Source organism: Veillonella criceti (genome assembly GCF_900460315.1).
Lineage (GTDB): Bacteria > Bacillota > Negativicutes > Veillonellales > Veillonellaceae > Veillonella_A > Veillonella_A criceti.
In genome coordinates this window covers 470,431-493,849 of record NZ_UHIO01000001.1, presented here as the reverse complement: position 1 = coordinate 493,849, position 23,419 = coordinate 470,431, and the positions used below count along the sequence as shown (strand labels likewise).

The window sequence follows — 23,419 nt, the reverse complement described above, 5'->3', positions numbered from 1 at the left end:
GGACGGTAACTAATGGCGAAGGATTATTATGACGTCTTAGGAGTCAATAAAAATGCCTCCCAAGATGAAATAAAGAAAGCATTTAGAAAGAAAGCTCGCCAATATCATCCTGACGTAAACCGTGACAATCCAAAAGAGGCGGAAGAAAAATTTAAAGAAGCCAATGAAGCCTATGAAGTATTGTCTGATGAAACTAAGCGGTCCCAATATGATCAATATGGTCATGAGGCATTCACCCAAGGTGGTGGTGCTGGGGCCGGTGGTTTCGGCGGCTTTGGCGGTCAAGGTGGTTTTGGTGGATTTGGCGGCCAAGCTGGCGGTTTCGGTGATATTTTTGATATGTTCTTTGGCGGTGGTGGCGGACAACAAGCTCGCGGTCCTCAAAAAGGGGATGACCTTCGGCATGATGTAGAAATTAGCTTTGAAGACGCTGCGTTTGGTCGAAAAATGACGATTGAAATTCAACGTCATGAAGAATGTAATCATTGTCATGGCAATGGTGGTGAACCAGGCAGTAAAGTAGAAACCTGTTCCCGTTGTCATGGTTCTGGTCAAGAAACGGTAGTGCAGAATACCCCATTTGGTCAAATGCGCTCAGCCCGAACTTGTTCGGCTTGTCATGGCTCTGGTAAGACCATTGAAAAACCATGTAAAGTTTGCCACGGTAGTGGTGAAACAGTAGCACGCCGCAAAATTGAAATTAAAATCCCAGCTGGTGTAGATAGTGGTTCCCGTTTGCGTGTAGCTAACGAAGGCGAACCAGGCATTAAAGGTGGCCCTAAGGGTGATTTATATGTTTACATCTATGTAAAACCAAGTCGTGAATTTGAACGTCAGGGCAATGAAGTAGTGAGTGAGGCGAAGATTACGTTTGCACAAGCTGCTATTGGTGCGACTATTAAGGTTAATACCTTGGATGGTAAAGTAGAATTAAAAATCCCAGAAGGTACACAGACAGGGACTATTTTCCGCTTAAAAGGCAAAGGGATTCCTTACTTGCGTAATCCAAGTCAACGTGGGGATCAACATGTACGCGTTACAGTAGCTACGCCTAAGAAATTGACGGAAAAACAACGTGAATTGTTAGTACAATTTGCTAAAGAAGGCAAAGAAGATGTAACAATTTTACAAGAGAGTAAGAGCATTTTAGAAAAAATTGGCGACAAAGTAAAAGATGCCTTGAGTCTTGATTAAAGAGGTATATATGAAATGGATTGAAATATCCGTTGCCATTGAAAGAGTAGTCATTGAAGAGGTGACTACTCTTTTTGACACTATGAGTAGCAACGGTTTTATTGAAGAAGATGTACCGAATGAACCTAATTGGGTACAATTTACCTTATATGGTGATACATCAAAAAGCACTAGTGAATGGGAAGAACTCATTGGTCATGAATTAAAGCAAGCCCAGTTCAATTTTAAACAATTACAGGCCAAAGAGGTGACTGATACGGATTGGTATAATAGTTGGCAACAGTACATTGAACCAACTGAAATTCTTCCTAATCTTGTAATTCGACCTGCTTGGAAAGAATATACACCGAAGCAAGGGGAAGAAGTTATTACGATTGATTCTGACCTTTCTTTTGGTACCGGTGCCCATGAAACAACACAGGCCTGTGCTGAATTAATGGCGAAATATGGGGCTAAAGTTAATACTTGTTTAGATATTGGTACAGGCACTGGTATTTTATTGTTAGTGGCGCATTATCTAGGGGTTCCAAATTTAATTGGCATTGACATTGATGCGAGTGCTGTTGCGCAGGCAAAAGCTAATTGTGAAACGAATGCAGTCACAGCTCAATTAATTTGTGGTGACTTGGCTACTGACTTTACGGGAACAGCTGATTTAATTTTAGCTAATCTAACAGTAGATCCGCTTAAAATGCTCTTACCGGCGATTAGCAAGAAGTTAGACTCTGAGGGTATACTAATTATTAGCGGTATTATTGACGACCGCTATGAGGAAATTAAGCCATATATTGAGGCTCATTGGCTAATAGTAGAAGAAGTGACCAAAGAATCTTGGCATACATTTGCTTTGAAATATAAGGGATAAAATAAATTCAGAATAATAGTTATGAATGAATAAAATTCATAGAGAAAACAGAAAATTAATAAAACCTCCTATGCAGAACCTAGAAGTTCTTGTGTAGGAGGTTTTTCCCATAGAGAAACATCGATAAACATGGTATACTAAAATGTAACTCTATGAATGTAACTCTATTTTAGAGAGTGCGTAACATTATAAGAAAGGAGTATTTAATGAAGAAGATATTTGTTTCCACTCCATTAGATACTGAGATCATAATTCCTAAAGAAACAACGCATCATTTAATTACCGTGTTTCGTCACAATATAGAGAAGCCCATTCTCGTAAGTAGTAGTGAAGGAGGTACGGCGACTTATCGAATTTTAGAGGTTGTAGATGGTGAGGCTAAGGCCAAGCGAATTGGTGAAGTAACAACAACGGAAACCGAAGAGATAGAAATTGTGCTCGTGCAAGCTTTTTTAAAGGCAGATAAATTAGAGTGGGTATTGCAAAAAGCTACAGAACTTAATGTACATACAGTATATGCAGTACCGATGAAACATTGTGTAGCACAGTACAAGGCCGATAAATTGCCACAAAAGGTAGAGCGTTGGCAAAAAATAATGAAGGAAGCAGCACAGCAATGTGGGCGTGAGCAGTTGCCTCAATTAGTAGTACAGCAAAGTGTAGCGGATGTATTAGCTAATGAGGTTGAACAAGATACATTGGTTTTAGTAGCTTATGAAAATGAAAGTAGTCATACGTTAAAAGAAGCATTGCAAGGTAATAGCAATCAACGTGTACTCATCATCATTGGTCCAGAGGGAGGCTTAAGTGAAGAGGAAGTGCTTCAAATGACTGAAGTAGGCGCCCAAGTAGTTACATTAGGTTCTACTATTTTACGAGCTGAAACAGCAGCTATCAGTGCTGTTAGTATGTTACAATACGAATTAAATATGTAATTTCTGATTACTATTAGTCAATATATAGTGTGTAGATTGAAAAACTCATCTGTCATTGATAGATATATGAGTTAACTATGTAGTTAATAAGCGAGAGGAGCTAATCAAAAAAATAATGAAAACAGTAGCATTTACGACCTTGGGTTGCCGTGTAAATCAATATGATACCGATGCAATGCGTGGTTTATTTATACAAAAAGGGTATGAGCCTGTAGATTTTGATGAAAAAGCAGATATTTATGTTATTAATACCTGCTCTGTTACTAATATGGGAGAGCGTAAATCCAGACAATTAATCCGTAAAGCTAAACGGACAAATGAAGATGCTTATATTATTGTTACTGGTTGTTATGCACAATTAGCGCCGGATGCTATTGCGGCGATTGAAGGAGTTAATCTTGTTATTGGTACCAATAATCGTCATCAAGTTGTTGAATTGGTAGAACAATTAGAATCGACAGAGAAGCAGATTAGTATCGTTCGAAATATTATGGAACAAGCAACATTTGAGGAAATGCCACTGTATGGTAACGAGATTGATAAAGCACGGGCCTTTATGAAAATTCAAGAAGGTTGCAATAATTACTGTACATTCTGTATTATTCCGTATACTCGTGGCAAGTTAAAATCTCGTCGTATTGAAGATATTGTAAAAGAAGCAAAACGGTTAGTGGCTCATGGTTATCATGAAATTGTTCTGACAGGGATTCATCTTGGTAACTATGGTATTGAATTACCAGAAAAACCTAATTTGGCACAGGTAGTAAAAGCGTTGCTTGAAATTCCCGAATTGCAACGAATTCGCCTAGGATCTATTGAGTCCGTAGAGGTATCTGAAGAACTAGTTGAATTAATGGCTAAAGAACCTCGTTTCTGTACGCATCTACACTTGCCTTTACAAGCTGGTTCAGATCATATTTTAAAATTGATGAATCGTCATTATACACTACAAGAATTTAAAGACCTTGTAGTTAGATTGCGTAGTCGAATTCCTGGATTAGCGATTACAACGGATATTATTGCTGGTTTCCCCGGTGAAACAGATGAAGATTTTGAAGAGACTATGAAAACAGTAGAAGAAATTGGTTTCACTCATATTCATGCTTTCCCGTATTCTAAACGTGAAGGTACGCCAGCTGCCGTGATGGAAGATCAAGTGCCAGAGGCCGTCAAAAAGACACGGGTAGCGTTGTTAAATAATCTAGGACAAAAAGGGCTTATTAAATTTGCAGAAGCTATGATTGGTAAACGTGCAGAGATTCTGATTGAACGAGAAGAAGATGGATATTATCTAGGCTTTACTAATGAATACATTCACGGTAAAATAAAGAAAGACGAAAGTTCTCATGAAGTGGGCACAATTATTGGCGGGACCGTTGTAGGTTTGAATGGTGAAACAGTAATTATTGAATAAAAGCTCACACGTATTAGTTCATTAAGGAGCGATGACACATGGATGATTGCATTTTTTGTAAAATTATTAACGGTGAAATTCCTTGTAACAAAGTATTAGAAAACGATAAATTTTTAGCGTTTCATGATATTAATCCTGTAACCAAAGTGCATGTATTGGTAATTCCAAAGAATCACGTAGCTAATATTGCCCATTTAACAGAAGAAAAAGCTGAGTATGTTGAAGGGATATTGCCATTTATTAAAGACGTGACTAAAGAATTAGGGTTATCGGCTGATGGTTATCGTGTTGTATTTAATACAGGGGCTAAAGCAGGTCAAACTGTATTCCATTTGCATGCTCATATTTTAGGTGGTCAAGAATTAGGTTGGCCAGAAATCTAAAAATTGTATATAAATACAGTGCATAATGGCGTTCTAATATTGACAAACATAGTGTCAAATATTATAATATCCTTATGTGCGTATAGTAAATACCTGCACTTCCATCGAATAATTGGAGGGAGGGATATAGATGTCTGAAATTAAAGTCGGTAAAAATGAAACGCTTGAAAGTGCTCTTCGCCGTTTTAAACGCTCCTGCCAAAAAGCGGGTGTTTTGTCTGAAGTAAGAAAACGCGAACACTATGAAAAACCAAGCGTGAAAAGAAAGAAAAAATCTGAGGCTGCACGTAAGCGCAAATTCAGAGCGTAAGATTTATCTTGGAGGCACGGTATGTCCTTAAAAGAACAGTTAAAGGCGGATATGAAAGAAGCCATGAAAGCTCGTGAAGCTGGTAAAGTGGCATTAGGCGTTATTCGCATGGTTAACGGAGCAATTAAAAATACGGAAATTAACGAAAAGCGCGAGCTTAGCGATACAGATATACTCGGAATTTTGGCAAAAGAAATGAAAATGCGTCAAGATTCACTGGCTGAGTTTGAAAAAGGTCAGCGTGATGATCTCGTAGCTCAGACTAAAGAAGAGATGGAGATATTGAAGAAATATTTACCAGCTCAACTTAGTGAAAGCGAGATTCGCACTATCGTAGTAAATGCTATTAGTAGCCTTACGGCACCAGTTAAAATGGGTGATGTAATGGGCAAAGTAATGCCTGAAACAAAAGGTAGAGCTGATGGCAAACTTGTGAATACGATTGTTCGTGAAGAAATTGCAAAGGTTAACGGTTAACCTGTTGTTGACATACTAAGTTAAGTATGTTAATATACCTTTAAAGATAATAACTGGTCAATGAAGGCCCCTTGAGCATTGCTAATAAGCAGTGCTAAGGGGTCTTTTTGCTTATAACAAGGAGGAATTACTATGGCAAACGAATTATTATATTATATTCCGGCTGGACAGTATGGTAAAGAAGGGGTATTAGCGCTTTTAGAACAACATCCTGAAATTAAATTCGTATCTTTAGTTGGCGTTGACTTAGCTGGTAATGATACCGATGAAAAAATTCCAATGGCTATGTTCTTTGATGATTATGAAGCATTCTTTGAAGGCCGTGCTGTACAGACTGATGGTTCCTCCGTTGTTTTAACCGGTATTGCTACATTAAATAATGCTCGTGTCGATATTTGGGGCGATCCAAGTGTTAACTGGTTTGTAGATTATAACTATGAAAACATTGATCCAGCTACAGGACTACCAACAGGGACACTCCGTATTCCAGCGTTCTTAAAACATTGTGATCGTTACGTAGATTCTCGTTCGATTTTAAAAGAAACGTTAGATTTCGTAAAAGCTGAATTAATGACACTTTTAAAAAGTCATACAGTAAAAGGTATGGAACATGTCAATGTTGATGATATTGCTGATTTAGTATTTACTACAGCGACTGAATTAGAATTCTGGGTTAAAACACCATCTAAGGTAGTAAGTACTAAAGAATTATCTACATCTCAGAAATTACAAGAACAATATTGGCAACGTACCCATGGGGCCGTTCGTACAGCTATGGAACAAGCTGTTGAAATGTTGGATGCTTATGGTTTGAATGCTGAAATGGGCCATAAAGAAGTAGGTGGCGTTAAAGGTAAAATTGATGACGAAGGCCACATGGATCATGTTCTTGAACAGCTTGAGATTGACTGGAAGTACACAAGCAATCCATTGCAGACTGCAGATAATGAACTACAAGCTCGCATCATCGTTCGTGAAGTATTCCGTGAAAATGGGCTTGATGTAACATTCCAAGCTAAACCAATTATCGGCGTTGCTGGTTCTGGCGAACATACACACTTTGGCTTAATGGCTAAAATGAAAAACGGTAAAATGGTTAATCTTTTCAGTCCAGAAGATATGAAAAAAGCCTTCTTGAGCCCACTTGGTATCGGTGCCATTATGGGGGTTTTAAAGAACTACGAAGTTATTAATCCATTTATATCTTCGACAACCGATTCTTTGAATCGCTTAAAACCAGGCTTTGAAGCTCCAATCTGTATTGTAACGTCTTTAGGTAATCAACCAGATGAGCCAAGTCGTAACCGTACTATTTTATGTGGTCTAATTCGTGATATTGAAAACCCTATGGCAACACGTTTTGAGCTTCGCTCTCCAAATCCATATACCAATACATATACGGCACTTGCTTTAATTTATTCTGCAGTTCTTGATGGTTTACGCTATGTCATTACGTCAGGTAAAACACCAGATGCTTTGTTGGCTGAATTATCTAAAGCGCCAGAAGATACCGCTGATTACTTAGAACAAGGTCGTGCCTATCGTTCTGAAAAGAATGTATTTGATGATTATACAGAAGAAGAACGCAATAGTCGTTATGGTATCCCACCAGCTACTGTTTGGGAAAATATTTTAGGATTCAAAAATAACCCTGCTAAAGTAGACGCATTGGTGAATGGTGGTGCCTTTGCCAAAGATCTTATGGAATCCTTTATTGCTGGGATTTTAAATCGTTGGAAACTTGTTTTAATTAATCGTTTGATTCCAGCCAATATTAATACAATTCGCGCTATGAAACCAATTCATGGAGATGATGGTTTAGATACATCTCGTTGGGATGCTATCAATGCAATGCGTTTTTATTTGGCTAAAGATTCTGGTTCTGAAACATCTTTATTCACTCGTATTGCCCATGCAGTTACAGCAGAAGATTATGATACAGCTTCTAAATTGCAAATGGAAATGAATGAAAAAATGTTAGAGTTGGAAGCAAAATACGCAGAATATATGCGTAATATTCTATAATTAAATTTTAGGTTGAAAACCCTGTAAGCTCACTTACTGCTCTGAGTTCTTTTGAGCAAAGTCGCAGTAAAGAGAGCTTACAGGGCTTTTTTTAAATACAGTATAGCAATGTTTAATACGTATTGACACGTATATATATAAGTTTTAATATAATAATAGAGATGTTAGTGGATTTTAAGAGGGTGATTATTTGACTCCTAAAGAGTTGATAAAAATATTAAAAAGAGATGGATGGGTGTTAGTACGAACAAGAGAGTCACACTATATTTTTAAACATGAAGTAAAAAGAGGATTAGTTACAGTTCCTTTTCATAGTAAAGATTTAAAGCCAAAAACGTTACAAAGCATCATTTCACAAGCAATGATAAAGGAGGATTAGTATGGAAAATGTATTATATCCAGCATTATTTAGTTCAGATTTAGCGGGAGGTTATAGTGTAACTTTTCCTGATTTAATCGGTTGTGTAACCGAGGGTGATGATTTAAATCATGCTGTTTCTATGGCTGAAGATGCATTGGGCATTTATTTATATACTTTAAAAGAAGAAGGAGAAACATTTCCGGTAGCTAGTAATCCTACAGATATTCATTGTGAAGATGGGGAATTTATTTCATTGATACGTTGGGATGAATTAGAGTATTTAAAGAAAACGGATAATCGTGCTGTAAAAAAAACATTAACAATTCCAAGTTGGTTAAATCATAAAGCAGAGGAGCAAGGAATAAATTTTTCTAGGGCCCTTCAACGTGCTTTAAAACGTGAACTTGGTGTAGAGAATATATAAATTTTTTTGTCAAAACCTTAAGAATAACGTAAAATAGAACTAAGTATTGGGTTCTACAGTATTACGTTTTGGCAATGAATTAAGGAGAGTTCATTGCTACAGTAATTGGAGGACAACATGAAACAAAATAGCTTTCCTACGGCATTGACAATAGCAGGCACCGATCCATCGGGTGGGGCTGGTATTATGGCTGATTTGAAGTCATTTCAGGCACGGCAAGTGTATGGTATGGCTGTCGTAACGAGTGTAGTGGCTCAGAATACCATGGGTGTTCGATGTATTCAAAATGTTGATTTACCTATGTTAGAGGAACAATTAGCTTCAGTATTTGAAGATATTCCGCCAGTAGCTCTTAAAACGGGCATGATTCCCAATGTAGAGATGATGCGCATTATACGCAAATATGTAGATGGCTCGGTGCCGTATGTAATGGATCCGGTGATGGTAGCAACCAGTGGCGACCACTTGATTGATCAGAAGGCACGTGATCAGTTTAAAGCAGAATTAATGCCAGTGGCTACGTTAGTGACCCCAAATTTATCAGAAGCAGAATATTTAGTAGGATTTAAGATTGAATCTGAAACTGAATTAGAAAAGGCTGCACAACAAATTTTAAAGGAAATGGGACCAAAGGCCGTTATTATGAAAGGTGGCCATTTTGGTGAAACGGCTAAAGACTATTTATATATCAAGGGGGAATCCTGTATTACTTATGAAAGTCCTCGGTATGATACACCGCATACCCATGGCACAGGTTGTACGTTTTCAGCTGTTATCACAGCAGAATTGAGTAAAGGAAAAGCATTACCAGAGGCTGTAGGGATTGGTAAAGACTTTATTAGTAAAGCAATCAAAGAAAATCCGGGACTTGGTAAAGGCCATGGGCCAGTGAATCATATGGTAACACTATAGGTATTTGTAGAAAGCATTTGTAGACAGTATTTGCAGACAGTATTTGTAGAACGTATTTAGAGACGTATTTGCAGATTTTTAGGAAAATATATAAATAGAAAGAAGAAAAAATATGACATATATAGCAGCCTTGCGGAGAAAAAATCCCCTTGTTATCTGCTTAACGAATGATGTAGTAAAGAATTTTACCGCTAATGGATTATTGGCTATTGGTGCGTCGCCAGCTATGAGCTCGTGTATAGAAGATTTGAGAGATTTATTGCCCTATGCACAGGCTTTATTGGTTAATATTGGTACTGTAAATCCAGAACTTGGGGCGTTTTATAAACAAGCGGTTACGTTAGCTAATGAATTAGCAGTCCCTGTTGTACTCGATCCAGTGGCTTGTAGTGCCGGAGCTTTTCGTCGAGAGATTGCACTTGATTTGCTAGTAAATCATAAAATTACATTACTTCGTGGTAATGCTGGTGAAATTGCTGCTTTAGTACAAGCAAAACATGAACTAGATAGTAAAAATGCCACTGAGTCAATAACATCAGTAAACCATAAGTCAGAAAAAGTGGCAGAGGTTAGTTCTAAAGGCGTTGATAGTGCTGGAGTGGCTAAACCCGGCGCATTGGCGGAACAATGTGCTAAGGCCTTTCAAGTACTGACGGTAGTGACTGGTCCTGTAGATGGTATTTCTAATGGCCTTAAGACTGTGGAAGTTACCAATGGATCGGCTATGATGCCATTAGTTGTAGGGACTGGTTGCCTATTAGGTGGTTTTTTAGCTGCCTTTATAGGTTCTAAAGAGTTACAGCGTCTTGAAGAATATGATTTATTTTCTGCCACTTTATGGGGCTTAACAGCCTATTCTGTAGCGGCTGAAATGGCAGCTGAAACATGTGAAAATTTATATCAACGAGTGGAACCAGGGAGTTTTCAAATTGAGTTTTTAAATGCGCTGTATCGAATGTCTGATGAGGATGTAAAAACACGTAAGAATTGGCATATGACATTTAACAGAGAACAATTAGGTGTGTATTTTATTTGCGGTACACAAGATTTTAAAGAGACTGATAATTCTGAAACGGCTGCTTTACGTTGTATTGAAATGGCGTTGCAAGCGGGTATCACGATGTTTCAGCTTCGTGAAAAAGGAGTAGGCTCTTTAAAAGGGGCGGCAAAAGTTTCATTTGCTAAAAAAGTACAAGAGCTTTGTGAAACGTATCAAGTACCATTTATTATGAATGATGATATGGATTTGGCAGAAGAACTTGATGCAGATGGCGTGCATATTGGACAAGATGATGATCCTATTGAATTGGTTCGTCAAAGATTCCCAAATAAGATTATAGGACTTTCTATTCATTCACCAGAAGAATATGCGGATTCCCAGGTAGAATTGGCAGACTATATCGGTGTTGGGCCAGTATACGGCACACAGTCAAAAGGAGATGCTAAGGCGCCTATCGGTCCTGAAGGCATTCAAGCAGTACGTAATGTAGATGCTGAAATTCCTATTGTAGCTATTGGAGGAATTACCGTTGAAACGACAGCTACCATACGAGAACATGGTGCTGATGGGGTATCTATTATTTCTGCTATTACAAAGGCGAATGATGTAGCAAAAGTAGTTAAGGGATTTAAAAAATTTTAAAATGATAAAATAAGAAAAGCTCAATGTATATTGGTAGAATTTTTATACCATGTACATTGAGCTTTTAGTAATTATTGATATTTTGCACCCAAAAGTGTATAATTTTAGGTGCAAAAGAGGTGATGTGATGGAAACATTAAATAGTATAATAACGAATAAAATTACTTCTAATCAAGGAAAAATATTTTCTATTCATGATTTTTATGATTTAGGAAAAAAGAACACTGTTAAATCTATATTGTACAGGCTTTATGAAGAAAATAAAATTGTAAGATTAGTTGATGGCTTATATACAGCACCTAAATATAGCAATATTTTAAAAGAAGTAAGTTATCCTACTGCAACAGAAGTTGCCTATAAAATTGCAGATAAATTTTCCTGGACAATTACGCCAACAGGAGAATTAGCATTAAATATTACAGGTTTATCGACACAAGTCCCTAATGAATATATTTTTGTTTCTGATGGTCCATATCGTGAGTATATGTATCGAAATAAAAAAATTATTTTTAAACATACGACTAATAGAAATATTACTAATTTTTCTTATGAATTAGCTATATTGATTCAGGCAATAAGAGCTTTAGGGAAAGAGAATATAAATGATTCTAATCTTAAAAAGTTATCAGATTTTAGAAAAATAGTGAAAGAAGATTTTAACAAATCAATTTTAAAACTTCCGTTTTGGATTCAAGAAGTTTTGAAGAAAATAGAGGCGTAGTTATGAATAATTTAATAGATCTTTCTGAAGAAGAACTTGAATTAGTTGTTAATAATACTGCAGAAAAGATGAACTTATCGACTGCAATTGTTGAAAAAGATTTATGGGTATGTTTATTACTTAAATATTTATTTTCAGATTTTAAATTTAAAAATTCCATTATATTTAAGGGAGGAACTAGTCTGTCGAAAGTTTATCATTTAATTGATAGATTCTCTGAAGATATTGATTTGGCACTTGATTGGCAACTTCTTGGTTTTGATGAAGAAGAACCTTATTTAAATAGAAGTAATACTCAACAATTAAAATTTAATAAATTATTAAATGATAATACAGCAAATTTTATTGAAAAAGAATTTCTTCCTTTACTAAAAAGTGAATTTGGAAAACTATTAGGAAATCGTAAATTTGATTTCTATATTGATCAAAATGATCCTCAGACAATTTGTTTTGCCTATCCTCGAAAACATAATGATACTTCTATATTACAAATTGTTAGATTAGAAATTGGGTGCTTAGCAGAGCCAATTCCTTATCATAAAAGGACAATAACAACATATATAGAAGATACATATCCAACAATTTTTTCTGAAAATATAAATGTAGTCGTTGTTGACTCATTACGAACTTTTTTTGAAAAGATTACTATTCTTCATAGAGAAGCTAATAGAGTGAATGAAAATTATCCAGCTAGATATTCTAGACACTATTATGATGTATATAAAATGTTACAGACGGATATAAAAAAATTGAGTTTACAAAATTTTGCTTTATTATTTGATGTTATTGAGTTTAAGAAAAAATTTTATCCTTGTAACTGGGCAAGATATGATGATATTAAATCTGGTAAACTAAAATTAGTACCTAAATTAGATGGGTTAAAAATATTTGAAAATGACTTTAATATTATGAAAAATATGATTTTTCATAATTCGGTAAGTTTTTCTTCAATTATAGAAATTTTACAAATTTATGAAGAAGAAATTAATAAAGAACTAATTCATTTGTGCTAGCAAATACTTCATTTCTATGCTATGATTTGCCTATAGCAGTTATACAGTGGGGAATAGTGTGTGATACTTAGTGCGTGGAGATGCATGGAGATACATTGTATTGAGATGGAGGAGGCTGCTTTGTGGAACGAAAAATAAACATAGGTATTAGTTTTTTCTGGGGTGAATCGTATCAGCATATTTGGTCCAATGGTGCAGGGCAGAATATGTTTTTTCTTAAAACGTGTTTAGAACAAATTGACTTTGTTAACGAAGTGTATTTTGTATATTGGGGTAATACGTTAGATAGTTTGCCCGATCAATTTAAAGCAGGCGATACAACTCTTAAATTTTATGAATACACGGAAGTTCTTAATCGCACAGATGTATTAATTGAAGGTACGTTGGCTATTGAGCCACAACTAGAAGCAGCTTTTCGTCAGCATGGTACAAAGATTATTACCTATCGTATGGGTAACGATTTTATTATGGATATGGAAAAGTTTGTCCATGCTCAAAAGAATGGTCGTGCTTTTAACGGAACTCGTTATGATTCCGTTTGGATCACACCGCACTTAATGAAGACAAATAAACCTTATGTTGAAATTATTACAGGTGTAGCAGCCCATGAAGTACCTCATTTGTGGGAGCCTTTCTTCTTAGAACAGAAGATTAAAGAATTGAAACTAGAAGAGGCCTTTGGTTATAAACCCGTGGATCCTGTGAAGCGTCGAATAGCAGTCATGGAACCTAATATTTCAGTGTTAAAAAATTGCATGACACCAGTGCTAATTGTAGAGGAAACACATAGACGTAATAAAGAATTATTAGAGCATGTGTATTTATGTGGTACTGTTGATAAAAAAGACGTCCATGCTTTTTTCAATTTCATTGGTTTTACGAGCCTTGTTCGAGAAAACATTATGACTGTCGAAGCTCGATTTATGACACCTGAATTTTTAAGTCGTTATTCTGATATAGTATTGTCGTATCAATGGGAATGTGGTTTAAATTATTTATATTATGAAACGATCTATGGCAATTATCCATTAGTACACAATTCGGAATATTTAGCTAAAGAAAATATTGGGTATTTTTATCGTGAGTTTGATGCGTATGATGGAGCTGATGCTTTGATGCATTGTATTTATGCGTATGATAAAGAAATGCCGTTCCATCAAGAACGGAATAAGAAATTCTTGCATAAGGTATCGGTATATAATCCTGAAAATATTAGTCGACATCGTGATTTATTATTGCAAGTGTTGCAAGAAAAATAAGTAGAATAATATATAAAAGCCCCTCATATGAGGGGCTTTTATATATTAGTTGTAACAACGCTATTCTGACATCTTAAAAAGAATAATTATAGATCCAATATATTTTAATCAAATTTTAGAGGAAAATAAAAATAAATTAGATAGTGAAGTAACGTATAAAAAGGCCAAAAAAGCAGTCAATCAATTATTGCTCGACATGAAATTAAAGAAAATTGAAATAGTAGCTCGTATATTAATCTATATGAGTGGAGACATAACACCATTAGCCTTACAAAAAGCTTTGTACTATGTACAGGGATTTAGTTTTGTCTTTTTTAAACAGGCAATTTTTAATGAAGATTGTGAAGCTTGGGTCCATGGTCCTGTATACCGTGAAATTTATACTAAATATAAAACGTATGCTTACAATCCTATTGATGAAATGGATAATAATAATTTTGCATTTGATAAAAAATTAATTACGGAATTAGAATTCTCATTGATAAAAAGTATTGTAACTTATATTTGTTGTTATAGTGGTGCTATTTTAGAAAAATTTACACATCTAGAAGCTCCTTGGATAATAACAAGAGGAAAATTGACTTCTACTGAATTATCATCTGAAATTATTTCTAAGAATGAAATAGAAAAGTATTTTTTACAAATAAAAGAAGAATATAATATTGAGAGAATAGAAGATATTAAAAATTATACAGACGTTATGTTCAAGAATGTAAATTGTTTGTGATTATAAAATTGATTAATTGTTTTAAGCCATACCTTTTATAGTATTAACACTATAGAGGTATGGCTTTTTTGTATGCAAAATTAGCATAGATGAGTAAAAATAACGATTGGTGCCTAATCAAAATAATACATAATAAATTTTAATGGTCAATAGAAGCAAAAAATACGATTTATCTTGAATGAAATTTATCTTTAATTAAGATGAAAATAAAAGAATTCTTGTATTATGTGAAATTAATATGAATGAATTTAAGGTAATTATGAATAAATGTCTTGTGGGGGGGGATTTTTATGCTATTATTATTTTTAATGTGAGATGTAAAATCTTTCAAGTACTTAATTGACAAATTATTTTTATACACTCCCCGTATAACTTATGTTATGAGTTATTCATTGACAACCAATATATTAAAACACACACAACGTAAAAATAAAACTCCCTAGGTACTTGCAAGTTTTACTATCTCACATAGCAAGTTTTAGATATTTTTAAAACAAATATCAAAATACTTGAGGCTCCCATTTATGAGACTCCTCATGAATGGGTATTTTTATAAGTTGAATGTCCAATGTAAATGGAAAAAAGTATTAATTTTCAGTTGAGGCATTATTAACTGATAAGAGAACAGTAGTATATATCATAAGTTTTATGAGTTGAAACTTATGTGTATATAAATTTTTTCTGGAAGTGATGTATCTAGTATTCATGTTGATTAACATTACTTGAGAAGTAGAGAGAGTATAAAATTTGTTAATCAATAGAAAAGAAAGGTGGATTGTGTGTGAACAAAATTTACAAAATTATTTGGAGTCGCACAAAGAATTGCTATGTAGTGGCTTCTGAATTAGCGAAAAGCCATACAAAAGGCGCTACTACGTCAAGTAGTAGTAAAGGTTTGAAAGGTAGTGCTTTAGTGACAGCTGTCTTGGCTACAGTAGCAGTGTCAGCATTAAGTGTGCAAAGTGTACAGGCAGAAGCATCGACAATTAGTGGGCAACCAGGGATTGCGATTACAAATAGTGGTTTAACTGGAGATGATGTAGCTCAAGCTTCCCACTCAAACTCTATTGCTATTGGTAATTCAGCAAAAGCGACAGCTACTAATGGAGATGCTATTGCTATTGGTGGAGCTGCAGAAGCTTTAGAACAATATACTGTTGCTATAGGACAAGGAGCTAGTGCTAAAAAAGGTCAAAATATTGCAATAGGGAATAGAGCTGAAACTCAAGGTATTTATTCTATGGCTATTGGTAATCCGTATATTACAAGAGTTTTAGATACATCAGGAAAAGTTGTACAAAGCACCGTATATACTACAACAGGTACAAAATCTTATGCTACAGCACTGGGACCAGGTGCAACAGCTAGCGAATATAAAACTATTGCATTAGGTGCTAATACTTTGGCAGAAGGGACTCGTTCTATATCTATTGGAGGATCTATTGAAGCTGCTAACTCACCTGATAAAAGAACAATTACGCAAGGAACTAACTCTATTGCAATAGGATCAGGGACTCAAGTAATAAACTCTGAATTATCTGATGCTAATAAAAATGGTGCAATGGCTACAAATCCAGATGGTACAAAGTCTGAGACTATAGTAGATTCTTCTTCTGGTATTGCTATTGGATATAATACTACTACAACACAGCGCTATGGTATTTCTATTGGTAGTACAGCTGGCGTTACAGGTGTTAGTGGTATCGCAATTGGTGTAAATTCAAGTACTGCAGCCCGTTCTGCAGTATCTATTGGTGACCAGGCTGAAGCAGACTCTATTAATGCGGTAGCATTAGGCAATTTTGCTAAAGCTAAAGCTAAGGTTTCTACAGTTACAAATCCTGATGGCAGTACAAGTACTGTAACAACAATTGCATCAAGTGCAATTGCTATTGGTGATAATGCACATGCATATGATCAATATACAATTGCCGTTGGACGGAGTGCGGCAGCTACAGCTAATACGGCTATAGCCGTTGGTGATAAAGCAAATGCATCAGGTAGTGGTAGTATTGCTATTGGCTCCACGGCTAGTTCAGCAGAACCATTAGCTACAGCTATCGGTGCTAATTCTAAAGCTACTAAATCTCAGGCTACTGCTTTAGGTTCAGGTGCTCAAGCGACTGGATTTATGGCATTGGCATTAGGGGCTGTATCTAATGCTTCAGGTGACCGTTCTGTAGTAGCAGGTCAATCTGCTGGTGCAGATAAGAAATTTGGGACAGCAGTAGGGGTTTGGTCTAAAGCGCAAGGTGATTCTGCAGTTGCTTTAGGGGCTATGGCAAAAGCGTCAGGAAAACGATCAATTGCGATTGGTGGTTCAGAACCTGAAATTAATAAAAATAATGAAGAGACAATGGAGGGCGCTATTTCTACGGCAGCGACAGGTGAAAATTCTGTTGCTATGGGATATGGAGCCACTGCAACTTACGATAATTCCGTAGCTCTTGGTTCTAACGCAACAACTGACGCAGCTGTTGGTACAGCAAGTGCTACTATTGCAGGTAAGACTGTAAACTTTGCAGGGTCAACGCCAGTAGGAACAGTGTCTGTTGGTAAGTCAGGCGTTACTACACGTGCAACTGGTGATGGTCCTGAATATCGTACAATTACTAATGTAGCAGCAGGTCGTATTTCCGCTGATTCTACTGATGCGATTAATGGTTCTCAATTATATGCTGTTAATGATGCATTAACTAATTTAGTCCAATCTGGTGCTGGTAGTGTTACTTATGTAGATGGTGAAGGTAATCCTGTTGTTGAAATAGGTGGAAAATATTATCCAGAAGGCACTAAAACTGATGATAAAGGGAATCCAGTTCAAGCAGATGGCAAAACCCTAGCAGAAGAAGTAAAAACTCCAGTGTCAGCAGGAACAACAACACCAAATAGTGGCTTAGGCTTACCTCTTGGTGAAGATGCTAAAGCAATTGAACCAGCAGAAGCAACTACAATTGTTGGTGGTAATGGTAAAGATGGTGATCCAGGTAAAGATGGTTTACTTGGTGCTAGCGGTGCTGATCTTAGCAAAGTAGCGACTGTTGCTGACTTACAAGCGGTAGCTCAAGCAGGTTTAGACTTTGCTGGTGATACAGGTGATGATGTACATCGTCCATTGAGCAAGAAATTAACTGTTTATGGCGAAGCTGATACAGAGAATTTAACAGCTGGCAACATTGGTGTAGTCGCCAATGGTAAAGATAGCTTAGCTATTAAATTAGCGAAAGATATTACATTACCAAATGGTAGTGTAACAGCACCAAATTATCAAACAGATAATAATGGTAATATAGTTGATGCTGATGGCAACCCATTAATTCAAGGTGATGATGGTAAATGGTATAATCCAGATGATTTAAAAGATTTAACATATGATCCAGCTACTGACCAATATGTAGATAAAAATGGTAACCCTGCTAATCCAACTGAAGGTACGCCAGTAGAATTAGGCAAAACGTCCCTTGGTAAAGACGGCTTAACGGTAGCTGGTAAAGATGGTGAAGATGGTAAAACTGTTGTCGGTAAGGGTGGTATTACAATTACACCAGCAAAGGGTGAAGATGGCACAACTAAAGCGCCGGTATCCTTGACAGATAAAGGGTTAGATAATGGTGGTAATCCAATTTCTAATGTAGGCCCTGGTACTAAACCAACTGATGCTGCTACGTTAGGTCAAGTACAAGAATTAGCAGATAAAGTAGGGGCTGCTGATGACCTAGGTAAAGTGGATGAAGATGGGGATAAAGTCATTTCAGTAGGTGATAAAGACTACAAAGTTGATGAAAATGGCAATCCAGTCGATGAAAAAGGAAATACATTAGTTAAAGGTGATGATGGTAAATACTATCCACCAGAGGCTACGAAAGATGATAATGGCAACATGGTAGTTCCTGATGGCAATGGTGGCACTAAACCTGCAGAAGAAGCACCATCTTCTGCTAAGGGAGATACATCCTTAGCTTCTGATGCTGATAAGAGCGGTTTAGGCTTACCAACTGGTACTAATGGTGATGGCTCTGATAATCCTACTACTGGTAAAACACCTGCTATTGACGAAGAAACCGCGAAAACTGTAGTTGGTGGTAATGGTAAAGATGGTGACCCAGGTAAAGATGGTTTACTCGGTGCTAGCGGTGCAGACCTTAGCAAATTAGCTACTGTTGGTGATTTACAAGCAGTAGCCCAAGCAGGCCTTGACTTCACAGGTGATACAGTCGATGCTGAAGGTAAGAACGTTGTAGTTCATCGTCCATTAAGTAAAACATTAGCAGTTACTGGTGGCGCTGATGTAACTAAGCTTACAGATAATAATATCGGTGTTGTAGCTGATGCAGAAAAAGGGTTAGCGATTAAATTAGCCAAAGATATTGTGCTTACAAATGGTAGCGTAGCAGCTGTTCCATATAAGACTGATGACAAAGGTAATGTAGTAGATGCTGCAGGTAATACACTAACAGCACAACCTGATGGTACATTCCAAGATGCTAATGGCAAACCTGCTACTCCAGCTGTTGATCCAGGCAAAGCTGTTACATTGACAGATAAAGGATTAGATAATGGTGGCAATAAGATTACCAATGTAGCAGCAGGTACTGACCCTACTGATGCAGTGAACTTCCAACAATATCAAGACTTAAAAGATGCAGTAGATGGCATTGATGGTAATTCTGGTTCTAAACTTGTTGATGGCAAAGGGAATGAAGTTGTTAAAATCGGCGATAACTACTATCCAGCAGGTACAAAAGTAGATAATGATGGGAATCCAGTTCAAGCTGACGGCAAAACCCCAGTTACACCAATTGATACAACTCAAAATCCTATTTCAGCCGTAATAGAAGCACCAAATAGTGGTTTAGGCTTGCCTCTTGGTGAAGATGCTAAAGCAATTAAACCAGAAGATGCCACTACAATTGTTGGTGGTAATGGTAAAGATGGTGATCCAGGTAAAGATGGTTTACTCGGTGCTAAGGGTGCTGATCTTAGCAAATTAGCTACTGTAGGCGATTTACAAGCGGTAGCCCAAGCAGGCCTTGACTTCACAGGTGATACAGTCGATGCTGAAGGTAATAAAGTTGTAGTTCATCGTCCATTGAGCAAAACGTTAGCCGTTACTGGTGGTGCGGATGTAACTAAACTTACAGATAATAACATCGGTGTTGTAGCTGATGCAGAAACAGGGTTAGCGATTAAATTAGCGAAAGATATTGACTTAGCAGATGGTAGTGTTACGACTAAAGGCTATCAAGATGCTGAGGGTAATCCTCTTGTAAAAGGTGAAGATGGTAAATATTATCCAGAAGGTGCTCTTGATGATTTAACATATAATCCTGAAACAGGTAAATATGTTGATGATCAAGGAAATACACCAGCTGATCTTAAAGACGTGCCATTAGCTAAAGAAAATGAAGCTGTATATGATGGTAATGGTACAACAGTGACTGCTAAAGATCCTGATGGCAATGCACTTGGTAAAACAACAGTAGGTGCTGATGGATTAACGGTAGCTGGTAAAGATGGCGAAGATGGTAAAACTGTTGTCGGTAAGGATGGTATTACAATTACGCCAGCAAAGGGTGAAGATGGCACAACTAAAGCGCCAGTATCCTTGACAGATAAAGGCTTAGATAACGGTGGTAACCCAATTTCTAATGTAGGCCCTGGCACTAAACCAACCGATGCTGCTACATTAGGTCAAGTACAAGAATTAGCAGATAAAGTAGGGGCTGCTGATGACCTAGATAAAGTGGATGAAGATGGGGATAAAGTCATTTCAGTAGGTGATAAAGACTACAAAGTTGATGAAAATGGCAACCCAGTCGATGAAAAAGGAAATACATTAGTTAAAGGTGACGATGGTAAATACTATCCACCAGGGGCTACGAAAGATGACAATGGTAACATGGTAGTTCCTGATGGCAATGGTGGTACTAAACCTGCTGAAGAAGCACCATCTTCAGCTAAGGGAGATACATCCTTAGCCTCTGATGCTGATAAGAGTGGTTTAGGTTTACCAATTGGCACTAATGGTGATGACTCTGATGATCCTAATACTGGTAAAACACCTGCTATTGACGAAGAAACGGCAAAAACTGTAGTTGGTGGTAATGGTAAAGATGGTGACCCAGGTAAAGATGGTTTACTCGGTGCTAGTGGTGCTGACCTTAGCAAATTAGCGACTGTAGGTGATTTACAAGCTTTAGCACAAGCTGGTCTTGATTTTGATGGTGATGCAGGTACATATGTACATCGTCCATTGAGCAAGAAATTAACTGTATATGGTGAAGCCGATACTGAAAGCTTAACAGCAGGTAATATTGGTGTAGTAGCCAATGGCAAAGATAGCTTAGCTCTTAAATTAGCTAAAGATATTAACTTGCCAAATGGTAGTGTGACAACAACTAATTACCAAACTAATGAAGCTGGTAATGTAGTGGATGCTGATGGCAATCCATTGACACAAGGTGATGACGGTAAGTGGTACAAAGCTGATGATGTGAAAGGCTTAACATATGATCCAGCTAATAATCAATATGTAGATAAAGACGGTAAACCTGCTAACCTAACTGAAGGTACACCAGTAGAAACAGGTAATGCTGTATACAATGGTGACGGTATTGATGTAACCGATAAAGATGGCAACAATACTAAAGTGACTGGTGAAGGTGTATCGGCTAAAGACAAAGATGGTAATACTACAACGGTTAAAGGTAATGGCATTACGGTAGCTGGTAAAGATGGTGAAAATGGTAAAACTGTTATCGGTAAAGATGGTATTACGATTACACCTGAAAGCGGCAATACTGTATCCTTAACTGACAAAGGCCTTGATAATGGTGGTAACCAAGTAAAAGGTGTTGGCGATGCTACCGAAGATACGGATGCTGTTAACTACAAACAACTCAAAGACTTAGCGAAAGAATTGGCTGGTGGTAGTGGCCTTGGTTTAGTTGACAAAGATGGTAATAAAGTAGTCAAAGGTGATGATGGTAATTACTATCCAGTCGATGAAAATGGAAATCCTGTGGTAGTTGATGAAGAGGGTAATCCACTAGTTAACGTTGGAGATAAATATTATAATCCTGATAATCTAGCGAAGGATGAACAAGGTAATATCATCAAAAATGATGATGGCAAACCAGTTTCCATAGACGATAATACAATGCCAGCTACTCCATCTGAAACAGTAAAAGCCGAAGGTACAACGATTAGCTCTAATACAGATAGTAGTGCATTAGGTCGTGATTTAGGGGACGATGCCAAAGCAATCACAGCTGAAAATGGTGAAGATGGTACACCAGGTGCTACTGAATTAATTGGTGGTAAAGATGACGGTAACGGTAATAAGACAGGTGGTCTATTACAGGCTGAAGGTAGCGACTTATCTAAATTAGCTACAAAGGGAGATCTTCAAGCCGTAGCCCAAGCTGGCCTTAACTTCCAAGGTAATGATGGTGAAGCTGTTCATGCACCGTTAAGTGACACCGTTCATATTGTAGGGGATTACGATAAAACTAAGACATCATTGGTAGCTGGTAATATTGGTGTTACTAATATTGATGATAAATTGACAATTCAATTAGCTAAGGATATTAATCTTGGCAACGATGGCAGTATCAAACTTGGTGATAAAGTCAATCTTGATGGTGACACTGGTTTAACCGTTAAAGGTGATGATGGTAAAGAAGCTAACTATGGTAGCGATGGCTCTACAATTAAAGATGGTAAGGGCAATGAAAATAAATCGACTGCAGGTGGCAATACAATTACTGATGGCGATGGTAATAAAACTGAAACCAAAGCTGATAGTGTTACAACCAGTGATGGTAAAGGCAATAGTTCATCTTTAACGCCAGAAGGTACAACCGTAACTGATGCTAATGGCAATCAAACTAAAATTGGTCCAGACGGTATTACAATTGGTGATAGTAAAGGTAATACCTATGTAACCATCAACGAAAATGGCTTATCTGGTAAAGAGGGGGCGCCAGTAGACTTTGGTAATGGGCTCAATGTGCCAGGTGCATTGACCGTAAAACCAGAATCCAAGGATGCTGATGGTAATACCTTAGCACCAGTAATTGATGCTAATGGTAACCGCATTCAAAATGTAGGTACTGGTATATTGCCAACAGATGCTGTGAATGTAGGCCAATTAAATGGTGTGAAACATGACCTCAATAGTCGCATGAATGTAATTGGTGCTCACGCAGCAGCTATGGCAGCCCTTCATCCAATGGAATTTGCTAATGGTGAAAAAACATCCATTGCAGCTGGTATCGGTACATTCCAAAGCAAACAAGCTATGGCAATTGGTGCTTTCTATCGTCCAAATGATGACACTATGTTCAGCGTAGGTGGTTCTTTCGGTAGCAGTGAAAATATGTTCAATGTTGGTGTTTCCCTTCGTCTTGGTGCAGATGGCGATGAAAACAAATATGAACAAAAATATCGCAAAGCGCCATTAAGTACGATTGCTGTTCTTGATGATAAAGTAGACGCACTTGAACAAGAAAATACTGCGTTGAAAGATTCGGTAGCGGCTAGCAATGCAGAAAATGCTTCCTTAAAACAAGAAGTAGCTGGACAAAAAGCTGAATTGCAAGCACAACGTCAAGAATTAGAAGCACAACGTGAACAAATTAAATTGCTCATGGAACGCTTAGGTATGTAAGCTATACTAACGTAAGTTGGTAATTGTTAGGTAACTAACATAATAAAAGAGACTGTAGAACGCTTCGGCGGTCTACAGTCTCTTTA

The 23,419-nt window shown here is 37.0% G+C and carries 17 protein-coding genes; all 17 read left to right on the top strand.

The genetic code is table 11. The annotated features are described in order from the left end of the window. Positions 1-12 precede the first annotated feature (12 nt). The 17 genes from dnaJ (at position 13) to DYE54_RS02220 (ending at position 23,333) form a co-directional block, all read left to right on the top strand. Positions 13-1,194 carry a molecular chaperone DnaJ gene (dnaJ, locus tag DYE54_RS02305; protein WP_115309717.1) on the top strand — a complete coding sequence of 394 codons (1,182 nt, stop codon included), beginning with the start codon at positions 13-15 and terminating at the stop codon, positions 1,192-1,194. 10 nt (positions 1,195-1,204) lie between these two features. Then, on the top strand, positions 1,205-2,059 hold the full coding sequence (locus DYE54_RS02300) for a 50S ribosomal protein L11 methyltransferase (RefSeq protein ID WP_115309716.1): 855 nt from the start codon (positions 1,205-1,207) through the stop codon (positions 2,057-2,059). 206 nt (positions 2,060-2,265) lie between these two features. Next, the gene (locus DYE54_RS02295; RefSeq protein ID WP_115309715.1) at positions 2,266-2,994 is read left to right on the top strand and encodes an RsmE family RNA methyltransferase; all 729 of its coding nucleotides are present in this window, start codon (positions 2,266-2,268) and stop codon (positions 2,992-2,994) included. 115 nt (positions 2,995-3,109) lie between these two features. Beyond that, a complete protein-coding gene (gene mtaB / locus DYE54_RS02290; RefSeq protein ID WP_115309714.1) occupies positions 3,110-4,408 on the top strand; it encodes a tRNA (N(6)-L-threonylcarbamoyladenosine(37)-C(2))-methylthiotransferase MtaB in 1,299 nt (432 codons plus the stop codon). A gap of 38 nt (positions 4,409-4,446) precedes the next feature. After that, complete coding sequence (locus DYE54_RS02285; protein WP_115309713.1) at positions 4,447-4,791, top strand: histidine triad nucleotide-binding protein; 345 nt, start codon at positions 4,447-4,449, stop codon at positions 4,789-4,791. Positions 4,792-4,921: 130 nt separating this feature from the next. Continuing rightward, complete coding sequence (gene rpsU, locus DYE54_RS02280) at positions 4,922-5,101, top strand: 30S ribosomal protein S21 (RefSeq protein ID WP_004695751.1); 180 nt, start codon at positions 4,922-4,924, stop codon at positions 5,099-5,101. A gap of 21 nt (positions 5,102-5,122) precedes the next feature. Next, positions 5,123-5,578, top strand: coding sequence for a GatB/YqeY domain-containing protein (locus DYE54_RS02275; RefSeq protein WP_115309712.1), 456 nt, complete (start codon positions 5,123-5,125; stop codon positions 5,576-5,578). A 132-nt stretch (positions 5,579-5,710) separates the two neighbouring features. Then, positions 5,711-7,603, top strand: a complete 1,893-nt coding sequence (locus DYE54_RS02270) for a type I glutamate--ammonia ligase (RefSeq protein WP_115309711.1) — start codon at positions 5,711-5,713, stop codon at positions 7,601-7,603. A gap of 190 nt (positions 7,604-7,793) precedes the next feature. Continuing rightward, positions 7,794-7,982, top strand: coding sequence for a type II toxin-antitoxin system HicA family toxin (locus tag DYE54_RS02265; RefSeq protein WP_115309710.1), 189 nt, complete (start codon positions 7,794-7,796; stop codon positions 7,980-7,982). 1 nt (position 7,983) lies between these two features. Then, positions 7,984-8,388, top strand: coding sequence for a type II toxin-antitoxin system HicB family antitoxin (locus tag DYE54_RS02260; RefSeq protein WP_115309709.1), 405 nt, complete (start codon positions 7,984-7,986; stop codon positions 8,386-8,388). Positions 8,389-8,505: 117 nt separating this feature from the next. After that, positions 8,506-9,300: a bifunctional hydroxymethylpyrimidine kinase/phosphomethylpyrimidine kinase gene (gene thiD, locus DYE54_RS02255; RefSeq protein WP_115309708.1), complete on the top strand. Its 795-nt coding sequence runs from the start codon at positions 8,506-8,508 to the stop codon at positions 9,298-9,300. A gap of 112 nt (positions 9,301-9,412) precedes the next feature. Next, positions 9,413-10,942, top strand: a complete 1,530-nt coding sequence (gene thiE, locus DYE54_RS10315) for a thiamine phosphate synthase (RefSeq protein WP_245935678.1) — start codon at positions 9,413-9,415, stop codon at positions 10,940-10,942. A gap of 127 nt (positions 10,943-11,069) precedes the next feature. Then, positions 11,070-11,663 (top strand): DUF6088 family protein, encoded by a 594-nt coding sequence (locus DYE54_RS02240; RefSeq protein WP_115309707.1) that lies wholly within the window; start codon positions 11,070-11,072, stop codon positions 11,661-11,663. Between the two features lie 2 nt (positions 11,664-11,665). Then, the gene (locus DYE54_RS02235) at positions 11,666-12,676 is read left to right on the top strand and encodes a nucleotidyl transferase AbiEii/AbiGii toxin family protein (RefSeq protein WP_115309706.1); all 1,011 of its coding nucleotides are present in this window, start codon (positions 11,666-11,668) and stop codon (positions 12,674-12,676) included. Between the two features lie 122 nt (positions 12,677-12,798). Then, positions 12,799-13,935, top strand: coding sequence for a DUF2827 family protein (locus DYE54_RS02230; protein WP_115309705.1), 1,137 nt, complete (start codon positions 12,799-12,801; stop codon positions 13,933-13,935). 196 nt (positions 13,936-14,131) lie between these two features. Next, the gene (locus DYE54_RS02225; RefSeq protein ID WP_115309704.1) at positions 14,132-14,662 is read left to right on the top strand and encodes a Panacea domain-containing protein; all 531 of its coding nucleotides are present in this window, start codon (positions 14,132-14,134) and stop codon (positions 14,660-14,662) included. A gap of 781 nt (positions 14,663-15,443) precedes the next feature. Then, positions 15,444-23,333 (top strand): ESPR-type extended signal peptide-containing protein, encoded by a 7,890-nt coding sequence (locus tag DYE54_RS02220; protein WP_147285255.1) that lies wholly within the window; start codon positions 15,444-15,446, stop codon positions 23,331-23,333. The last annotated feature ends 86 nt before the right edge of the window (positions 23,334-23,419 follow it).

What these genes read in the sequence shown, in the direction of transcription:
- dnaJ (WP_115309717.1), top strand. Translation starts at nt 13, where the DNA reads ATGGCGAAGGATTATTATGACGTCTTAGGAGTCAATAAAAATGCCTCC.
- DYE54_RS02300 (WP_115309716.1), top strand. Translation starts at nt 1,205, where the DNA reads ATGAAATGGATTGAAATATCCGTTGCCATTGAAAGAGTAGTCATTGAA.
- DYE54_RS02295 (WP_115309715.1), top strand. Translation starts at nt 2,266, where the DNA reads ATGAAGAAGATATTTGTTTCCACTCCATTAGATACTGAGATCATAATT.
- mtaB (WP_115309714.1), top strand. Translation starts at nt 3,110, where the DNA reads ATGAAAACAGTAGCATTTACGACCTTGGGTTGCCGTGTAAATCAATAT.
- DYE54_RS02285 (WP_115309713.1), top strand. Translation starts at nt 4,447, where the DNA reads ATGGATGATTGCATTTTTTGTAAAATTATTAACGGTGAAATTCCTTGT.
- rpsU (WP_004695751.1), top strand. Translation starts at nt 4,922, where the DNA reads ATGTCTGAAATTAAAGTCGGTAAAAATGAAACGCTTGAAAGTGCTCTT.
- DYE54_RS02275 (WP_115309712.1), top strand. Translation starts at nt 5,123, where the DNA reads ATGTCCTTAAAAGAACAGTTAAAGGCGGATATGAAAGAAGCCATGAAA.
- DYE54_RS02270 (WP_115309711.1), top strand. Translation starts at nt 5,711, where the DNA reads ATGGCAAACGAATTATTATATTATATTCCGGCTGGACAGTATGGTAAA.
- DYE54_RS02260 (WP_115309709.1), top strand. Translation starts at nt 7,984, where the DNA reads ATGGAAAATGTATTATATCCAGCATTATTTAGTTCAGATTTAGCGGGA.
- thiD (WP_115309708.1), top strand. Translation starts at nt 8,506, where the DNA reads ATGAAACAAAATAGCTTTCCTACGGCATTGACAATAGCAGGCACCGAT.
- thiE (WP_245935678.1), top strand. Translation starts at nt 9,413, where the DNA reads ATGACATATATAGCAGCCTTGCGGAGAAAAAATCCCCTTGTTATCTGC.
- DYE54_RS02240 (WP_115309707.1), top strand. Translation starts at nt 11,070, where the DNA reads ATGGAAACATTAAATAGTATAATAACGAATAAAATTACTTCTAATCAA.
- DYE54_RS02235 (WP_115309706.1), top strand. Translation starts at nt 11,666, where the DNA reads ATGAATAATTTAATAGATCTTTCTGAAGAAGAACTTGAATTAGTTGTT.
- DYE54_RS02225 (WP_115309704.1), top strand. Translation starts at nt 14,132, where the DNA reads ATGAAATTAAAGAAAATTGAAATAGTAGCTCGTATATTAATCTATATG.